This window comes from Micromonospora sp. NPDC047812, from assembly GCF_040704175.1.
In the GTDB taxonomy this organism is placed as follows: domain Bacteria; phylum Actinomycetota; class Actinomycetes; order Mycobacteriales; family Micromonosporaceae; genus Micromonospora.
The window spans coordinates 1-15,245 of record NZ_JBEYRY010000022.1; the positions used below are offsets into that span (position 1 = coordinate 1).

Below are 15,245 nucleotides of genomic sequence, written 5' to 3' on the forward strand. Positions count from 1 at the left end.
CACCGCACATGATTCGCCAACCCCCGGTGCGTCACCTGCACACCCTTCGGCCGACCCGTCGACCCCGACGTGAAAATCACGTACGCCAGTCCGTCGAGATCCGTGGCGCGGGCCGGCAGGGGCGCGTCGCTCTCCCCGATCTCCTCGACGCGCACCACCTCCACGCCGACCGGGGCGAACCGGTCGGCGTACCGCTCCGAGGTCACCGCGACCCGGGCGCCCGCGTCGGCGAGCATGGCGGCGATGCGGCCCGGCGGGTACGACGGATCCACCGGCACGAACGCCGCACCCGCCTTCCACACCCCCAACATCGACGCCACCAGCTCCACACCACGGTCCAACAGCACACCCACCACCGCACCGGCACCCACACCCCGCGCGGCCAGCCACCGGGCGACGTTCTCCGCCCGCGCGTCCAGGCCCGCGAAGTCGACCGAGCGGCCGCCCGGCACCGACACGGCCTCCGCCGACGGCACCTCGGCCACCCGCGCCTCGAACTCCCCCAGGACCGAACGCGACACCGGTGCCACCGCCGACGCCCCGTCGGCCAACACCACCGACACCTCACCCGCCGGCAGGCACACCACCGACGCGTCACCGTCCACGTCGGCGACCATCGCCTCCAACACCGCCCGGTACATGCCACCGAGCCGGGCGACCTGCGCGACGCCGAGGTGGCGCAGGTTGGCCTCCAGCGTGATGAAGCCGAGCCGGCTGATCACGCCCAGCGGGAACTCGTTCGGGCTGTCGTCGATCGAGTCGGCGTAGTCGATCTCGTCGGTGTCGATCTGGTGGAAGTCGTGGAAGCTGAACCGGACGTCGAGCATCCGGCCGCCGTCGCCGACCTCCCGCTGGAGCACCGGCAGCGGGTACCGGCGGTGCGGCCACAGCTCCAGCTCCCCGGCGAACGTCCGGGTGATCAGCTCACGCCAGGTCCGCGCGCCCGCGTCGTGCACGAACGGCACCGTGTTCAGGTGCATCCCGTAGACCCGGTCGGCGCCGGCGACCTCGGGACGGATGTTGCACACCAGTCCGGTGAAGAAGGAGCCCGATTCCGTCAGCTGGCTCATCACCTTCAGGTGCGCGGCCAGCATCACCGACTTGAACGGCACGCCGGTCTGGCGGGCCAGCGCCCGCAGGCCCGGCTCCAGGTCGTGCAGCGGCACCCAGTGGTCGTACTGGGCGCCCTCCTCGGCGGTGGGGTCGCCCCAGCCCTCCGGCAGGACGAACCGGTCCCGGCCGGCGACCCGGTCGTGCCAGAAGGCGCGGTCGGGTCCGTCGCCGGTGGAGCGCAGTTCGGCGGCGACCGCGTCGGCGAAGCGCACCGGCGGCGCCGGGCGCGGCTCGACCGGCAGCCCGTCGCGGATCCGGTGGTACGCGCCGACCAGCTCCATCATCAGCGAGTGGTAGCTCCAGCCGTCCATGATCGGGTGGCACTCGGTGAGGGTGAGCCACCAGCTGCCGTCCGCGCAGACCCGCGCGTGCAGCCGGAACAGCGCCGGCTGGCCGAGGTCGAACATGTCGGCCCGCTCGGCGGCGATGAAGTCGCGCAGCTCCCGCTCCAGGCCGGCCCGGTCGGTGGCCTGCGCCCGGTCCATGCCCACAGGCATCTCGGCCGTGGCGTGCACGAGCTGCATCGGCACCGAGTAGCCGGTCAGGTCGAACGACGTGCGCAGCACCTCGTGCCGGCGCACCAGCAGCGCGGCGGCCTCCCGGAACGCGTCGAGGGAGAACTCGCCGGCGTCGGGGATGCGGTAGGTGGTGGCGTTGAGGTAGTGGTTGTGCTCGTCGGCGAGCATCTCCGCGAGCATGCCGAGCTGCACCTGGGTGCACGGGTACGCGTCGACGACGCCGTCGGGCAGCGCGGCCCGGTCGGCCTCGGAGATCAGCGCGAACGCCTCGACGGCCGGCTCCGGCGCGGCCGGCGCGGGGCGGCCGGTGAGGAACTCCGCCAGCTCGGCGATGCTGCGACGCTCGAAGAGGTCGCGCACCTGCACGTCGAAGCCGGCGGCCCGGATGGCGGCGGCGAGCGCCACGGCGCGGATCGAGTCGCCGCCGACGTCGAAGAAGCCGTCCTCGACGCCGACCCGCTCCAGGCCGAGCAGCTCCGCCCAGATCGCGGCGAGCCGCTCCTCCACCTCCGTACGCGGCGCCAGGTAGGGCCGGTCGGTGGCGGTGACCGTACGGTCGGGCGCGGGCAGCGCCCGCTTGTCTAGCTTGCCGTTCACGGTCAGCGGCAGCCGGGCCAGCGGGACGAACGCCGACGGGATCATGTACTCGGGCAGGGTGCGGGCCAGCGCCGCGCGCACCTGCCCGGGCCGGGGCAGCTCCGCCTGCCCGTCGACGACCGAGTACGCCACCAGCCGCCGGTCGCCGGGGGTGTCCTCGCGGACGACGACCACGGCCTCCCGCACCCCGGGCAGGGCCGAGATGGCGGCCTCGATCTCGCCCAGCTCGACCCGGTAGCCCCGGATCTTCACCTGGTCGTCGATCCGGCCGACGAACTCCAGGCTGCCGTCGGCGCGCCGGCGGGCCAGGTCGCCGCTGCGGTAGAGGCGGGCGCCGGGCGGGCCGAACGGGTCGGGCACGAACCGCTGGGCGGTCAGCCCGGGCCGGTTCAGGTAGCCCCGGGCCACGCCGGGTCCGCCGACGTGGATCTCGCCGGTGACGCCGACCGGCACCGGATTGCCGTACGGGTCGAGCAGGTGGATGCTCAGGTCGGCCAGCGGGACGCCGATCGGGTTGGCGGCGGTGCCGGCCAGGTCGTCGGGGCGCACCTCGTAGTAGGTGGCGTGCACGGTGATCTCGGTGATGCCGTAGAGGTTGAGCAGCCGGGGCGCGGTCAGCCCGCGACGGGCCACCCAGGGGCCGAGGTCGCCGTACTCCAGCTTCTCCCCGGCGAAGATGACCGCGCGCAGCGCGAGCCGGTCGATGCGGGGGTCGCCGTCGCGGGCCAGTCCCACCAGGCCGCGGAAGGCCGTCGGGGTCTGGTTGAGCACGGTGACCCGCTCCTCGACCAGCAGGTCGAGCAGGTCGCCGGGGGAACGGGTGACCTCGCGGGGCACGATCACGAGGCGGCCGCCGTGCAGCAGCGCGCCCCACAGCTCCCACACCGACACGTCGAAGGCGTAGGAGTGGAACAGCGGCCACACGTCGGCGGGGCCGAAGTTCAGCTCGTCCTGCGCCACGGTCGTCAGGCGCAGCACGTTGGCGTGGGTCAGGAAGACGCCCTTGGGGCGGCCGGTCGACCCGGAGGTGTAGATGACGTAGATCAGGTTCTCGGGGTCGACGGCGACGCCCGGGTCGGTGCCGGGACGGCCGGCGATCTCCCCGGCGTGGGCGGGGTCGTCCAGCACCACCACGGCGCCGTCGAAGTCGGCGAACCGCGCCCGGTGGGCCTCGGTGGTCACCACGATCCGCGCGCCCGCGTCGGCGAGCATGAAGTCGAGCCGGTCGGCGGGGACGCCGGGCTCCACCGGCAGGTACGCCGACCCGGACTTCAGCACGCCCAGCAGGGTGGAGACCAGCTCCGCGCGGCGGTCCAGGCAGACCGCCACCAGCCGCTCCGGGCTGGCGCCGAGGGCCCGCAGGTGGTGCGCCAGCCGGTTCGCGGCGGCGTCCAGTTCGGCGTACGTCCAGCGTCGCGCGCCGTCCACGACGGCGGTCGCGTCGGTGTGGGCGGCGGTGGTGGCGGCGAAGACGCCGTGCACCGTGCCGGTCACCGGCGCGGCGGGGCGGGCCGGGGCGGGGGTCGCCGCCGCCAGCTCGGCGTCGTCGAGGATGCGCAGCTCGGAGATCCGGGCGTGCGGGTCGGCCCCGACGTGCTCCAGCAACCGGCCGAGGTGGTCGGCCATCCGCCGCACCGTGGCCCGGTCGAACAGCGCGGTCGCGTACTCCAGGTGCCCGCGCAGCCGGCCGTCGGCGCCCTCGACGACGTGCAGTTGCAGGTCGACCTTGGCGACCCGGGTGGGCAGCCAGAGCGTCTCGGCGGTGAGGCCGGCCGGCCAGGTGCCGCCGGGGGCGTCGTCGCCGAGGGTGAAGGCGACCTGGTAGAGCGGGGTGCGGGACAGGTCCCGCTCCGGTTCGAACTCGTCGACCAGCAGCGCGAACGGCACGTCGGCGTGCGCGAAGGCGTCCCGCACGGTGGCGCGGGTGCCGCGCAGCAGGTCGGCGAAGGTGGGGTCACCCGTCCAGCTGCCCCGCAGGACCAGGTTGTCGATTCCGTACCCGACCAGGTTGCGCAGCTCGGCGCGGTCGCGCACGGAGGTCACGCTGCCCACGGGGATGTCGGTCCGGCCGGTGTGGCGCGACAGCAGCGCCTGGAAGGCGGTGAGCAGGGTGACGAAGAGGGTGGTCTCCGCGCCGCGGGCGATCTCCCGCAGCGCGGCGGAGAGGTCGGCGGAGAGCGCGAACGGGACCGCCGCCCCCCGCCAGTCACGCACGCGGGGCCGGGGCCGGTCGGCGGGCAGCTCCAGCGGGGTGATGCCGGCGAGGCGGTCGCGCCAGTGCTCCAGGTGCCGCTCCAGCGGCTCGCCGCGCAGCCGGTCGCGCTGCCACGCCGCGAAGTCGGCGAACTGCACGGCCGGCGGCGCCAGCGGCGACCGCTCGCCCCGGACGAACGCGCCGTACAGCTCGGCCAGGTCGCCGAGCAGCACCGCCGTGGAGGGCGCGTCGCAGGCGATGTGGTGGATCACCAGCACCAGCAGGTGCTCGGCGGGGCCGAGGCGCAGCAGCGTCGCCCGTACCGGCCACTCGGTGGCCAGGTCGAAGCCGGTGGCGGCCAGGTCGGTCGTCAGCGCGGCGGCCCGGTCCTCCCGTTCGGCCTCCGGCACGGCGGTCAGGTCGACCAGCGGCAGTTCCTGCGCCCGGGGCTCGTTGACGACCTGCACCGGCGTCAGGTCGGCCATCGCGTACCGGGTGCGCAGGATCTCGTGCCGGGCGATCAGGGCGTTCCACGCCCGGGCCAGCGTGGTCCGGTCCAGCGGGCCGCGCAGCCGCAGCGCCGAGGAGACCAGGTACTCCGGGCTGGTGGGGTCCAGCCGGTTGAGGAACCACATCTGCTGCTGGCCGAAGGAGAGCGGCAGGTCGCCCGAGCGGTCGACGGTCGGGATGCCGGCGCGCCGACCGGCGGCCCTGCCCGCCAGCCGGCGTTGGACGAGCGACTCGCGCAGGTTGGGCTGGTTCGCGGTCGAGGTCATGCCTGGTGCTCCTTGGTCTGCCGCAGGTCTTCGGTCAGGTCGGCGTCGGAAAGTGCGTCCACCTCGGCCCGGACGAGGTCCTCCACCGCGCCCGCCATCGCCTCGACGGTCGGGTGCTCGAAGACGAGCCGCAGCGACACGTCGAGGTCGAACTCCTCCTGGAGGACGGCGACCAGCCGGCCCGCCAGCACGGAGTGCCCGCCCATGGCGAAGAAGTTGTGCCGCACGCCGACGGGCACGCCCAGCAGGTCGCTCCAGATGGCGCAGAGGCGTTCCTCGACGACCGTGCGCGGCGCGACGAGGGCCTCCTCGGCGCCGGCGGCGCCGGTCGACACGGCGTGGGAGAGCAGGTCGAGCAGGGCGGCACGGTCCACCTTGCCGTTGGCGTTGAGCGGGATCTCGGCCACCGGCACGAGCAGGCTCGGCGTCATGTAGTCGGGCAGCAGCCGGGCGCAGTGCGCGGCCAGGTCGGGCGCCTCGCCCCGGTGGAAGGCGACCAGCCGTTCCTCGTGGACGATGACCGCACACCGGGCCACCCCGGGGTGTTCCTCGACGACCGCGCGGATCTCGCCGAGTTCGATCCGGTAGCCGCGCACCTTCACCTGGTCGTCGACCCGGCCGACGAAGTCCATCACCCCGTCCGGGCGCATCCGGACCAGGTCCCCGCTGCGGTAGAGCCGGCTGCCCGGCGGCCCGTACGGGTCGGGCACGAACTTCTCCGCGGTGAGGTCGGGCCGGCCGGCGTACCCGGTGGCCAGGCACTCCCCGCCGATGTGCAGCTCGCCGACGACCCCGACCGGCAGCAGCCGCAGCGCGTCGTCGAGCACCCGGACGGTGGTGTTCGCCATCGCCCGGCCGATCGGCACGATGTCGGTCGTCTGCGGCGTCCGCACCGGGTGGGCCGTCATGATGACCGTGGTCTCGGTCGGCCCGTAGCTGTTGGTGAGGCCACCCGGCCCGAGCCGGTCCAGCCACCGGTTGGCGATCTCCTTGCGCAGCGCCGCGCCGGCCGTCCAGATCAGACCGGAGAGCTGGCCCGCCTGCTCGTCGTCGAGCTGCTCGGTGAGCAGCTCCAGGTGCGGCGGGGTCATGATGAACCGGTCGAACGGGCCGGCCTTGACGAGCAGGCCGCCCAGCTCGGCGATGTCGAGGGCGGCGGGCAGCAGCGTCACCGACTGCCCCGAGACCAGCGGGCTGAACAGGTTGGGGATGGACAGGTCGAAGGCGATGGTGGTGAACAGCGGCGCGCCGTCGCCCCGCCCCCCGCGCGGCCCCCGGTCGCCCAGGGCCTCGGTCTCGACGGCGCAGGCGAGGAAGTTGGACACCGCGCGATGTGGCAGGAGCACGCCCTTGGGGCGGCCGGTCGAGCCGGAGGTGAACAGCACGTAGGCCGTCTCGGCCGGGTCGGTGTCCCGGTCCGGCCGGTGGGTGGGGCCGGCGCAGACCATCAGCCGGTGGGTGTCCACGTGCAGGGTCGGCACGGTGAACCTGGGCGCGTACGCCGCCTGGGTGACGCCCAGCTCCACGCCGGCGGTGGCGAGCATGTGCCCGATCCGCTCGGCGGGGTACGACGGGTCGAGCGGCAGCACGGCCGCCCCCGCCTTCCAGGTGCCGAGGATCGCCGCGACCAGGTCGACGCCCCGGTCCAGCAGCACGGCCACCACCGCGCCCCGGGCGACGCCCGAGCGCCGCAGGTGGTGGGCGAACTGGTTGGCCCGGTCGTCCAGCGCCGCGTAGGTGGTGGTGAGGTCCCCGTGGCGCAGGGCCACCGCGTCCGGCGTCCGGCGGCGCTGGGCCTCGAAGAGGTCGCAGACCGTCGCGGTGGAGCGGGGCACGGTGGGCCCGTGCGCCTCGTGCAGGAGCAGGTGCCGCTCGCCCGGCGAGAGCAGGTCGAGGTCGTCGAGCGGGGTCCGCGGCGCGGCCACCGCCGCAGCGAGCAGCCGGACGAAGTGGTCGGCCATCCGCCGGACGGTCGACTCGTCGAACAGGGCGGTGGCGTACTCCAGGCTGCCGGCCAGGGTGCCGTCGGGGCGGGGCCAGACGTGCATGGTGAGGTCGGTCTTGGCGATCCGGGCCGCCCGGCGCAGGGCGTCCAGCAGGGCCTCGTCGTCGGTCGACTGGCCGGTGATGCCGCCCTCCTGGGCGTTGAGCATCACCTGGTAGAGCGGGGTGCGGGAGAGGTCGCGGACGTCGACGAGTTCGTCGACCACCCGCTCGAAGGGCAGGTCCTGGTGGGCGAGGGCGGCCAGGGTCCGGGACCGCACGGCCCGCACGGCCGCCTCGAACGGCGCGGCCGGGTCCAGGGTGCAGCGCACCACCACGGGGTTGAGGAACACCCCGGCGATCTGTTCCGCCTCGGGCGGCCGTCGACCGGAGGTGGGGGCGCCGACGGCGACGTCCCACTGCCCGCTGTAGCGGGCCAGCAGCGTGGCGAAGCCCGCCAGCATGGTCATGAACGGGGTCGCCGAGCAGCGCCGGCCCAGCGCGGTCAGCTTCTCCGCGAGCTCCGCCGGCACCTCGAACTCGACGTGCGACCCGCGCGGGTCGCGCTCGGCCGGCCGGGGCCGGTCCAGCGGGAGGGCCAGCTCGGGCACCCCCGCCAGGTGTTCGCGCCAGAAGCCGAGCTCCCGCTCGACCCGCTCGTCGGTGAGGTACCGGTGCTGCCAGGCCGCGTAGTCGGCGTAGTGCACCGTGAGCTTTGGCAGGTCGGGCTCCCGGCCGTCGGCGCTCGCCGCGCAGAGTTCCCGCAGGTCCCGCTCCAGGACCCCGGCGGTGGTCGCGTCGGAGGCGATGTGGTGCAGGGCCACCAGCAGCAGGTGGTCCGCCCCGGCCGAGGTGACCAGGGTGGCCCGCCACAGCGGCCCGGTGCGCAGGTCGAAGCCCCGGCCGAGCTGCGCGTCGACGAGGTCGACGAGCGGGGTCCCGGCCGCGTCGCAGACCGTGAGGTCGACGGGGCCGGGCGGATCGACGCGCTGGTGCGGCTCGCCGTCGCGGGTCAGGTAGCGGGTGCGCAGCGCCTCGTGCCGGGCCTCCAGGGCGGTCAGCGCCGCCCGTACGGTCTCGGGTGCCAGCGAGCCGGGCAGGCGCAGGTAGAGCGGCACCACCCACTCGGGGCTGGCCGGGTGCAGCTGGTCCAGCAGCCACAGCCGCCGCTGGGCCGGGGAGAGTGGCAGCGGGCCGGTCCGGGGCACCGGGACCACCGCCGACGTGGCGGAGGCGTTGCCGGTCAGCAGGGCGGCCTGCGCCTCGACGGTGGTCGCGGCGAGCAGCTCCCTCAGCTCGATCCGCACGCCGGACTCGGCGGCGAGACGGCTGGCGAGGCGGACGGTCACCAGCGACGACCCGCCGAGCTGGAAGAGGTCGTCGTGCACCCCCACCCGGTCGACGTCGAGCAGCTCCTGCCAGAGCCGGGCGACCAGCCGCTCGGCGTCGGTACGCGGGGCCAGGTAGGCCGTGCGGTCGACGGTCTCGACGGGCGGCAGCGCGGCCCGGTCGACCTTCCCGCCGGTGGTGAGCGGGAACTCCGCCACCGGGACGAACACGGCCGGCACCAGGGCGTCGGGCAGCCGGTCGGTCAGGAAGGACCGCAGCTGCGCGGCGGTCAGGGGGCGCCGGCCGGCGACGTACGCGGCCAGCCGGGGGCTGCCGCCGGGCTCGGCGAAGCCGACGACGACCGCCCGCCGGACGTCCGGGTGGGCGGCCAGCGCGGCCTCCACCTCGCCCGGCTCGATGCGTACGCCATTGATCTTGAGCTGGTCGTCGGTGCGCCCGACGAACTCCAGGCTCCGGTCCGAGCGCCACCGGACCTGGTCGCCGGTGCGGTAGAGCCGCGCGCCGGGCGGCCCGTACTCGTCCGGCAGGAACCGCTCCGCGGTCAGGTCGGGCCGGTTGAGGTAGCCGCGGCCGAGCCCGGCCCCACCCACGTACAGGTCGCCGACCACGCCGATCGGCACCGGGCGCCGGTTCGCGTCCAGCACCTGGAGGCGGAGGTTGTCCAGCGGCCGACCGATCGGCACCGGCCCGGTGCGCTGGGCGAGGTCGACCTGCTGGGCGGTCACGTCGATGGCGCACTCGGTCGGGCCGTAGGTGTTCCAGACCCGTGTCCCGGGTGCCACCGCCAGCCGCTGGCACAGCTCGGCGTGCAGCGGCTCGCCGGCGGAGAAGACCAGCCGCAGCGAGGTGCACCTCGGCCAGTCCGGCTCCTCGGTCACCAGTTGCAGCACCGACGGCACGCCCTGGAGCACGGTCGCCCGGTACCGGACGACCGCCGCCACCAGGGCGGCCGGATCGCGTTCGGCGCCGTCCGGCGCGAGCGCCACCGTCGCCCCGCAGATCAGCGGGGCGAAGAACTCCCAGCCGGCGGCGTCGAAGCTCACCGCGGTCTTCTGCAACACCCGGTCCGCCGGGGACAGGCCGTGCTGCCGGACCGTCCAGGCCACCCGGTTGCCGATGGCCCCGTGGGTGACGACCACGCCCTTGGGGCGGCCGGTCGAGCCGGAGGTGTAGATGACGTACGCCGCGTTGTCGGGGTCGATGCGGACCGGCGGCGCGGTGTCCGGTCCGGCCGCGATCCGGGACCGGTCGGCGTCCAGGCAGACCACGTGGGACGGCCCGGCCAGCGCGTCGTCGCGCAGGTCGGTCTGGGTGAGCACGACGTCCACCCCGGTGTCGGCGACGATCCACCGCCGCCGGTCGACCGGGTGCGCCGGGTCCAGCGGCAGGTACGCGCCGCCGGCCCGCCACACCCCGAGCAGGGCGACCACGAGGTCGATCCCCCGGCGCAGGTACACGCCGACCGTCGACTCCGGACCGACGCCCAGCCCGACCAGGTGCTGGGCGAGCTGGTTGGCGCGCCGGTCGAGTTCGGCGTAGCCGACCCGTACGTCGCCGGCGAGCACCGCGGTCGCGTCGGGCGTCGCCGCGGCCTGGCGGGCGATCAGGTCCGGCAGGACGACGGGATCGACCGTGCCCGCTCCGGCGGCCGGCAGGGTGGACAGAGGGGTGCTCATCGGGGTGCTCCTCCGGGGTGGGGGGTCGATCGCGGACGGCCGGGGGTCACGCCTGCCGGGGGCCCGTCAGACGGACGCGCCGTCCATGCGCAGGCGCAGGCTCTTCGGCCGCATGTCGGTCCAGAGCTCGTTGATCCGGCTGAGGCACTCGTCCCGGGTGCCCTCGGTGCCCTCGGCCCGCCAGCCGGCCGGCAGCGCCCGGTCGCTCCACCAGATCGAGTACTGCTCCTCGTCGTTGAGCACCACCAGGTAGCTGCGGTCGTCGTCGCTCATGTTCTCTCCCTCGTGGGTTCCACGGTCGCCACGGCGGCGGCCGGTACGGGTGTGAAGTCGTCGATCCGCACGCCGAGGCCACGCCGGGCCGCCGTGCGGCGGACGTGTTCGGCCAGCGCGATGTCCAGCACGCCCAGCCCGAACGGCGAGACCACCACCGGTCCGGGGACGTCGACCGGGGGCAGCGCCGCACCGCCGGCCAGCCGGCCGATGGTGGTGTGGATGAAGTCCCGGCCACCGGTGAGCTGCTCGGCCAGGTGCAGCGAGGTGCGCTCCCGGCAGACGTGGTCGGGGTCGTCGACGACGTTGCGGGCCGCCAGCACCGCCCGGGGGTGCAGGTCCCGCAGCGACAGGTGCAGCACCACGCTCTCCGGCTGGCAGGCGGTCAGCTCCAGGTGCGGTTCGCTGGCGGTGGTGGCGATCGAGACCAGCCGGTGGGCGGCCAGGGCCTGCTCGGCGCTCGCCACCACGCTGATCGTCGTGGCCGGCAGCAGGGCCGCCGCCCGGGCGGCGAACGCCTCGGCCCGGCGCGGGTCGGTGTCGTGCAGCACCAGCGAGGCCGGCGGCGCCAGGGCCACCGTCAGGAAGCGCAGCACCTGCTCGTTGATCAGCCCGCAGCCGATCAGCGCCAGGCCGTCCGGGCGTCGCCCGGCGGTCAGCAGCTGCGCGGCGAGGGCCGCGCCGGCCGCGGTACGCCGGGCGGAGACGACCGATCCCTCGATGACCGCCTCGGGCCGGCCGGTCTCCAGCGAGTTGAGCACGATGGCGGCGCTGGCGCGGTCCAGGCCCCGCTCGATGTTCGCCGGGAACGAGGAGATCCACTTCATGCCGGCGGCCGGCGGGTCGGCCCCCAGGTACGCGGGCAGCCCGATGATGCGGTTGCGGGCGTTGTCGGGGAAGCGCAGGAACACCGAGTGCGGCACGCTCGTGCGGCCCTGCTCGTGCAGCAGGTACGCCTGCCGGACGAGGTCGATGACCCGGGCCTCGTCGCCGTCGAGCACGTCCCGGACCACGGCATGGCCGATGATCAGCATTTGTCGCCCTTCCACAGGTGGCTGACCTCGCCGAACTGTTCGGTCACCCAGCGATCGGAGTAGATGGTGTCGAGGTAGCGGTCGCCGTTGTCCGGGAAGATCAGGACGCTGGTGCTCCCGGCGGGCAGGTCCGCCATCCGGCGCCGCAGCGCGGCCACCGTCGCCCCGGAGGAACCGCCGGCGAGGATGGCCTCCCGGACCGCCAGCAACCGGCAGCCGACCACGCAGTCGAGGTCGGAGACGTGCAGCACCTCGTCCGGCCTGGCGTTGGCGGCCAGCGGGGGCACCACGGACGCGCCGTGTCCGGGGATCAGCCGGGGCGCGGGCGGGTGGCCGAAGATCGCGCTGCCGACGGCGTCGACCGCGACGATCCGGGTGGCGTGGCCGTTCTCGCGCAGGTAGTCGGCGCAGCCGACCAGGGTGCCGCAGGTGCCGGTGGAGCAGAACAGGTAGTCGACCCGGCCGTCCAGCTCGGTCATGATCTCGGCCATGGTCTGCCGCTGGGCCCGGGCGTTGAGCGGGTTGGTGTACTGGTCCGGGCGGTAGGCGCCGGGCACGGTCTCCACCAGCTCGCGTACCCGGCGGCGCCGGACCGCGAGATACTCGCCGGTCACCGGGTCGGGGTGCTCGATCATGTCGATCTCGGCCTGGTACGCGGCCAGCACCGCCAGGTTCTGCCGGGTGGTCTTGGGGTCCACCACGCAGATGAACCGGATCCCGAAGTACGCGCAGATCTGGGCCAGGCCGATGGCGAGGTTGCCGGAGCTGGACTCCACCACCACTGACCGTCCGGCCACCAGTTCGCCGGATTCGATCTTCCCGCGCAGCATGTTCAGCGCGGCCCGGTCCTTGATGCTCCCACCCGGATTGAACTGTTCGAGTTTCGCGTACGCCCGGGCGGGAAATTCGGGAAACAACCGGTCCAGGCGCACCAGGGGCGTGTTGCCGACCGTGGAGAGAATTCCCTGATCCATTTCAAACCCCCTCTCCGGGCTGACGGAAGGTCGCCCGCATCCGCCGTGCGGGCGTCGTGCGGCGCCCCGTCGACGACGGGTGCCGGGTGACCGAGGTGCTCAGCTCATGCCGAGTTCGAGCAGCATCCGCTCGTCGGCGTCGCCCGCCAGGCAGGCGTCGGCCACCGTCGCGGCCGGGTCGGCGCAGGCGGCGCCGAGCAGGGCCAGGTACTGGTCGAAGAGCCGCTCGACGGTGGCGCGGTCGAGCAGGTCCGTGTCGTAGTTGAACTCGGTGCGCAGGGCCAGGTCGGGCAGCTGGTGCACCGTCACGGCGAGGTCGAACTGGCCCTCGTCGTACGGCACCACCACCTGGCGGACCCGGTGCCCGACGAAGCCGTTGCTGGTGTCGGACAGGGTGTCGCCGTGCTGCCGGGTGAGCAGCGTGATGGTGACCCGCACCAGCGGGTCCCGGTCCCGGCGGGCCGCCTGGACCAGCGGGAACGGGTAGGCGGCGCGCGCCACCCCGTCCGAGAGCTGGCGTCCCGCGGCGGAGATCGCCGCCGCGAAGGTGGTGTCCGGGGCGAACGACGAGCGCAGCACGACCGGGTTCACCAGCATCCCGACCACCTCCCGCAGCGCCCGTCCCCGCCGCACCGAGACCGGGCAGCCGATGGTGAACTCGCGCTGCCCGGTGCACCGGTGCAGCAGCGCCTCGAAGACGCCGAGCAGGACGCTGAACGGGGTGACCGCGAGGGCGGCGGCCGTGGCGCGCACCTGCCGGGCGACGTCGTCCGGCAGCGTCCGGGCCACGGACGCGCCCCGGTAGGACCGGGTGGCGGAACGGGGCCGGTCGGTGGGCAGGGTGGCGGCGGTGGCCCCCGCGCAGGTGCGGGCCCAGTGCTCGGCCAGTTCGGCGCTGCGGGGGCCGGCCAGCATGGCCTGCTCCCGCGCGACGAACTCGTCGTAGCGGGGGTACGTCGGCCAGTCGACCGTGCCCCCGCCCCGCAGCACCCGGTACGCGTCGCCGAGGTCCCGCCAGATCAGGTACTGCGAGAGCCCGTCGGTGGCGATGTGGTGGATGACCAGCACCAGCGCGCAGTCCGTGCGCCGGCGCAGCAGCACCACCCGCAGGGGGCCGTCCTGTTCGAGCCGGAGCGGCTGCTCGCCGACGGCGTGGATGAGCGTTCGCAGGGCCGCGTCGTCCACGTCGCCGACGTCGCGGACCTCGATCGCGTCGGAGCCGAGGGGATCGACCAGCCGCACCGGCCCCGCTCCGGTCTCGGCGAACCGGGACCGGAGCAGGTCGTGTCGTTCCTGCACGGCGACGAGGGCGGCCCGCAGCACGTCGGTGTCGAAGGCCGGCTCGGCGAGCACGGCCGTCACCACGTTGCTGGTCGAGCTCTCGGGCGCGAGTCGGTACAGCGCCCACTGCGCGGCCTGACCGACGGACAGCTCCCGGGCGTCCCCGTCGCCGGCGTTCACTTGGCGCCGAGCACGAAGTCGGTCAGGTCCCGGACGCGGACGAAGTTGCCGACCTCCTCGTCCGGCACCTCGATGTCGAAGTGCACCTCGGCGGCGCCGAGCAGGTCGACCAGCTTGAGCGAGTCGAGGCCCAGGTCCACGAAGGTGTCGTCGGCGGAGATCGGCCGGTCCGGCTCCTCCGTCATCAGCTTGCGGGTCAGCTGCTCGACGTCGGCGGCCACCTGGTCAACGGTCATGTCAGTGTCCTTTCGGGAGGTGTTCAGGGCATCCGGACGATCTGGCCGGCGTACGCGAGGCCGGCGCCGAAGCCGAGCAGCAGCGCCTTGTCGCCGGGCTTGGTCCGGCCGCTCTCGTGCAGCCGGCTCAGCGCGAGCGGCACCGAGGCCGCCGAGGTGTTCCCCGTGTCGATCACGTCCCGGGCGACCTTCTCCTCCGGGATCTCCAGGATCTCGGCGAGCTGTTCGATGATCCGCAGGTTCGCCTGGTGCGGCACGAACCAGTCGATCTCCGACAGGTCGATCCCGGCGCGGGCGCAGGCCTCCCGCGCGACCGGGGGGATGTTCTTGGTGGACCACCGGTAGACCAGCGGCCCGTTCATCGAGGCGTACTCCTTGCCGTCCTTGGCCCACTTCGTGCCGAGGATCGGGGCCCGCCGGCCGTCGCTGCCCCACACCACGGGGCCGATGTCCTGGTTCTCGGAGCGGGAGATCACCGCGGCGCCCGCGCCGTCGCCGAAGATGACGTAGGTGGCCGGGTCCTCGGGGTCGATGAACTCGGTGAGGTGTTCGGCGCCGACGACCAGCACGTTGCGCGCCTCGCCGAGGCGGACCGCGTTGGACGCGACCGACACCGAGTAGGCGAAGCCCGCGCAGGCGGCGTTCAGGTCGAACGCGCCGGTGGCCGGGATGCCGATCCGGTGGGCGACCTCCGGCGCGCCGCCCGGGATCCGGTCCCGCTTGGTGGCGGTGGCCAGGATGAGCAGGTCGACCTCGGAGGGGTCGACGTTCGCCATCGCCAGCGCCTTCGCGCCGGCCTCCGCCGACATCACCGGCACGGTCTCCCCGGGGCCGGCGGCGTGCCGGGTCTTGATGCCCGTGCGCTCCTCGATCCACTCCGTGGTCACATCCGTGCGCAGTGCGATGTCCGGGTTGGTGACCACGCGGGTGGGCCGATAGGCGCCGAGCCCGGTGATCGCCGAACCGAAGATGCTCGACATCGTTCTCCCTTCGTCAACCCGGCCGGCAGCCGCGTCGAGGACTGCCGGGAGAAAGGCTCGGGCAGCCGCCTCATAGCTTC

At 74.2% G+C, this 15,245-nt stretch carries 8 protein-coding genes; all 8 read right to left on the bottom strand.

The features are described from left to right. Positions 1–5,198: amino acid adenylation domain-containing protein (locus AB0883_RS30445; protein ID WP_366644717.1), on the bottom strand; the 5,198-nt coding region annotated here is incomplete at its 3' end. After that, complete coding sequence (locus AB0883_RS30450) at positions 5,195–10,207, bottom strand: amino acid adenylation domain-containing protein (protein ID WP_366644718.1); 5,013 nt, start codon at positions 10,205–10,207, stop codon at positions 5,195–5,197. The genes AB0883_RS30450 and AB0883_RS30445, both read right to left, overlap by 4 nt. Before the next feature lie 66 nt (positions 10,208–10,273). Continuing rightward, positions 10,274–10,480 (bottom strand): MbtH family NRPS accessory protein, encoded by a 207-nt coding sequence (locus AB0883_RS30455; protein ID WP_121401347.1) that lies wholly within the window; start codon positions 10,478–10,480, stop codon positions 10,274–10,276. Beyond that, positions 10,477–11,514: a 2,3-diaminopropionate biosynthesis protein SbnB gene (gene sbnB, locus AB0883_RS30460; protein WP_366644719.1), complete on the bottom strand. Its 1,038-nt coding sequence runs from the start codon at positions 11,512–11,514 to the stop codon at positions 10,477–10,479. Before sbnB ends, AB0883_RS30455 begins: the two co-directional genes overlap by 4 nt. Beyond that, complete coding sequence (gene sbnA, locus AB0883_RS30465) at positions 11,508–12,488, bottom strand: 2,3-diaminopropionate biosynthesis protein SbnA (protein WP_366644720.1); 981 nt, start codon at positions 12,486–12,488, stop codon at positions 11,508–11,510. Before sbnA ends, sbnB begins: the two co-directional genes overlap by 7 nt. 99 nt (positions 12,489–12,587) lie before the next feature. Further along, on the bottom strand, positions 12,588–13,949 hold the full coding sequence (locus AB0883_RS30470) for a condensation domain-containing protein (protein WP_366644721.1): 1,362 nt from the start codon (positions 13,947–13,949) through the stop codon (positions 12,588–12,590). After that, the gene (locus tag AB0883_RS30475; RefSeq protein ID WP_101410848.1) at positions 13,946–14,185 is read right to left on the bottom strand and encodes an acyl carrier protein; all 240 of its coding nucleotides are present in this window, start codon (positions 14,183–14,185) and stop codon (positions 13,946–13,948) included. The genes AB0883_RS30470 and AB0883_RS30475 overlap by 4 nt, the downstream gene beginning before the upstream one ends. Before the next feature lie 23 nt (positions 14,186–14,208). Further along, complete coding sequence (locus AB0883_RS30480) at positions 14,209–15,165, bottom strand: beta-ketoacyl-ACP synthase III (protein WP_121401343.1); 957 nt, start codon at positions 15,163–15,165, stop codon at positions 14,209–14,211. Positions 15,166–15,245: the final 80 nt, after the last annotated feature.

Bases quoted from the DNA above. Each gene is read 5' to 3' on its own strand.
- AB0883_RS30450 (WP_366644718.1), bottom strand. From the start codon at position 10,207: ATGAGCACCCCTCTGTCCACCCTGCCGGCCGCCGGAGCGGGCACGGTC.
- AB0883_RS30455 (WP_121401347.1), bottom strand. From the start codon at position 10,480: ATGAGCGACGACGACCGCAGCTACCTGGTGGTGCTCAACGACGAGGAG.
- sbnB (WP_366644719.1), bottom strand. From the start codon at position 11,514: ATGCTGATCATCGGCCATGCCGTGGTCCGGGACGTGCTCGACGGCGAC.
- sbnA (WP_366644720.1), bottom strand. From the start codon at position 12,488: ATGGATCAGGGAATTCTCTCCACGGTCGGCAACACGCCCCTGGTGCGC.
- AB0883_RS30475 (WP_101410848.1), bottom strand. From the start codon at position 14,185: ATGACCGTTGACCAGGTGGCCGCCGACGTCGAGCAGCTGACCCGCAAG.
- AB0883_RS30480 (WP_121401343.1), bottom strand. From the start codon at position 15,165: ATGTCGAGCATCTTCGGTTCGGCGATCACCGGGCTCGGCGCCTATCGG.